Origin of the sequence: Micromonospora sp. M51, assembly GCF_018070305.1 — a bacterium.
In the GTDB taxonomy this organism is placed as follows: domain Bacteria; phylum Actinomycetota; class Actinomycetes; order Mycobacteriales; family Micromonosporaceae; genus Micromonospora; species Micromonospora parva.
In genome coordinates this window covers 1-3,061 of record NZ_JAGPXZ010000719.1, presented here as the reverse complement: position 1 = coordinate 3,061, position 3,061 = coordinate 1, and the positions used below count along the sequence as shown (strand labels likewise).

The window sequence follows — 3,061 nt, the reverse complement described above, 5'->3', positions numbered from 1 at the left end:
GGATGTACGGGGGACTCGGCCTACCGACCACAGCAATGTCGGCGAACCTGACAGTGCGCGCGCTGCGGCTGGCGTTCGCCGCCGTCCCCCGCCGCTACCTGGAGGGGCCGTTGATGCAGGCGGCCAAGGAGCGGGCCGCGCGGCACGCCGCCGCCTCGCTGGCCGGCTGATCCGACCGGCGGAGATCAACCGTCGGCCGGCCGGTCCATGGCCGCCCACGGCTCCTTGCCCGGGGCCTGCGCGCCCGCCGGGCAGTGCCGCCGGAAGTCGCACCAGCCACAGCGTGGGCTGGGCGCCACCGGGAACGCCTCGTCCGCGTCGGCGCCGTCGGCGACCGCCCGTTCGGCGGCCATGATGTCGCGGGCTGTGTCTTCCGCACGGGTCAGCTGTCGGGCCAGCGATTCGACGGTGTGGTCGTGGCCGGCGACCGTGCCGGTCGGTAGGTGGTGCAGCTCCACCCGGCGGCACGGTCGGCGGAACACCCGCTCGGCGGCGTACGCGTAGAGCGCCAGCGCCTGCGAGCCCCGGGCGTCGTCCGCGTCCAGCCCACTGCGACCGGTCTTGTAGTCGACGATGACCAGCTCCGGCCCTTCCGGCCCGGGCCGCGAGTCGATCCGGTCGGCGCGACCGTTGAACGCCAACACGGCGGTCTTGACCGCCACCACCCGTTCCACACCGAGCGGGTCGGAATCCGGTTCCAGCGTCTCGACGTACGCCTCCAGCCACCCCAACGCCCGCCGGTAGGCGGCCCGCTCCTGCTCGTCGTCGCGGTAGCCCTCGCGGACCCAGGTGCCCTTGAGCAGCGTGGCCAACGCCTCGGGGCGCCGCCGGTCGGCGGGCAGCGCGTACCAGTTCTTCAGGGCGGTGTGCACGCTGGCGCCCAGCGAGTTGTGCGCCCACGGCGGGCCCTTGGGCGGGGCGGGCCGGTCGACGTAGGAGTAGCGGTAGCGACGCGGGCAGTCCGCGTACGCGCCGAGTTTGCTCGGGGTGCAGACGAACAGCCGCTCCGGCATGCCCTCGAAGCCGAGCTGCTCGGCGTCGCCGGCCCGCTGCCGAGGGGCCCGGCCGCCGGCCGCCGGCCGCCCTGCTGATGAGGATCGTCGCACGCCTGCGATCCTGCCATCCGCCCCCGACATCGCGCGCGTGCCGTCAGGTCATGTTCACGTACTGCGTCACGAAGGCGGCCACCGCGTCGGCGATGAGCTGCACGGCGATCGCGGCCAGCAGCAGGCCTGCGATCCGGGTCAGCACCTCGATCCCGCCCGGTCGGAGGATCTTCACGATGCCGCCGGAGAAGCGCAGGACGATCCAGACGGCGACCATCACGGCGAGGATCGCGACGGCGATGGCGCTGAACTCCCCCAGCCCGTCGGCCTGTTGGACGAAGAGCATGGTGGCCACGATGGCACCCGGACCGGCCAGCAGCGGCGTGCCCAGCGGCACCAGCGCGATGTTGGAGGTCACCTGCTGGCTCGGGTCGTCGGCCTTGCCGGTCAGCAGCTCCAGGGCGACGAGCACCAGCAGCAACCCACCGGCCGCCTGTAGGGCCGGCAGGTCCACGTGCAGGTAGTCGAGCAGGGTCTGCCCCGCCACCGCGAAGATCACGATGACGCCGAGCGCCAACGCGACGGCCTGCCAGGCGGCCCGGTTGCGGTCGCGGGCGGGCAGCGGGCCGGTCAACGCCAGGAAGATCGGCATCATGCCCGGCGGGTCGGTGATCACCAGCAGGGTCACGAAAACCTCGCCGAACAGCTTCAGATCCACGTGATCAAACTAGCCGCGCCGCGATGGGCGAAATACCCGGATCAGCCCGAAGCGACCTCGGTCACCCCGTCGGCGACGATCCGCTCGTACGCCTCGGCGCCGGTGCTGAACGCGCCGAGCTGAACGGTCTTGTGGGTGCCGTGAAAATCCGAGGAACCGGTGACGAACAGCCCCAACTCGGCGGCGAGCGCCCGCACGTGTTCCCGCTCGGCCGGGCTGTGGTCCTCGTGGTCGGCCTCGAGCCCGGCGAGCCCGGCGGCAGCCAGTTCGGCGATCAGCTCGTCGGGCACCACCCGGCCACGTCGGGTGGCGCGCGGGTGGGCGAAGACCGGCACCCCGCCGGCCGCCCGGACCAGTCGGACGGCCCGGAACACGTCGATGTCCTCCTTGGGCAGCCGGTACCGCTCGCCCAGCCAGTTCGGGCCGAACGCCTCCCGGACACTGCCGACCAGGCCGGCGCGGATGAGCGCCTGCGCGAGGTGCGGACGCCCCACCGTGCCGCCACCCGCGCCGGCCAGGATGTCCGGCCAGCTCACGTCGATGCCGTCGGCCCGTAACAGGGCGACCATCCGTTCGCCGCGCTCTTCCCGGGCGGCCCGGACCCTGGCCAGCTCGGCCACCAGCTCCGGATGCTCCGGATCGAACAGGTACGCGAGCAGGTGCAGCGGCACCGCCGGCTGCGCGCCGGACCAGCGGCACGACAACTCCGCGCCGCGAACCAGACGCAGCCCCGGCGGCAGTGCGTCCACTGCCGGCGCCCAGCCGGCGGTGGTGTCGTGGTCGGTGATCGCCAGCACGTCCAGCCCGGCATCGAAGGCCGCGCCGACCAGCTCGGCCGGGGTCAGCGTGCCGTCGCTGGCCGTCGAGTGGGCGTGCAGGTCGATCCGGGGGGCGGAGCCGGTACGCGAGGTCACCGCCCGACGCTACCGAGGAAACAGCGAGCCAGGCTCACATGGGGTCGCCCGGGTCAGAAGCCCTTCACCAGGATCGGCTGGTCACCGGTTGACACGCCGGGCACCGCGGCGGGGCCGGCGGGCTTTCCCGCCCGCACCTGGCCGACGTCGAGCTGGACCAGCTGACCGGTGCCGTCGAGGTAGGAGGCGTTGGTCCCGTCGATCCAGATGACCACCCCGGTCATCGGCGGCCCGGCCGCCACTGCGGTCGCCGCCGGCCCGAGCCGGTGCAGGTCGACCAGCAGGGACCGGTCGGTGCCGCCGATCCGTCCGTTCACCAGCAGCCACCGCCCGTCCGGCGAGACGCCGCCGACGCCGTCCTGACTCAGGTCGGGACCGCAACC

The 3,061-nt window shown here is 73.4% G+C and carries 3 protein-coding genes and 1 pseudogene; all 4 read right to left on the bottom strand.

What is annotated here, in order from left to right; genetic code table 11:
* Positions 1-185: 185 nt before the first annotated feature.
* Complete coding sequence (locus KBX53_RS27645; protein WP_030329173.1) at positions 186-1,106, bottom strand: PD-(D/E)XK nuclease family protein; 921 nt, start codon at positions 1,104-1,106, stop codon at positions 186-188.
* Positions 1,107-1,149: 43 nt separating this feature from the next.
* On the bottom strand, positions 1,150-1,764 hold the full coding sequence (locus KBX53_RS27640; RefSeq protein WP_030329175.1) for a MarC family protein: 615 nt from the start codon (positions 1,762-1,764) through the stop codon (positions 1,150-1,152).
* A 41-nt stretch (positions 1,765-1,805) separates the two neighbouring features.
* Positions 1,806-2,678 (bottom strand): PHP domain-containing protein, encoded by an 873-nt coding sequence (locus KBX53_RS27635; RefSeq protein WP_210862456.1) that lies wholly within the window; start codon positions 2,676-2,678, stop codon positions 1,806-1,808.
* A gap of 53 nt (positions 2,679-2,731) precedes the next feature.
* Positions 2,732-3,061, bottom strand: a pseudogene (locus KBX53_RS27630) (hypothetical protein); the annotation flags it as partial.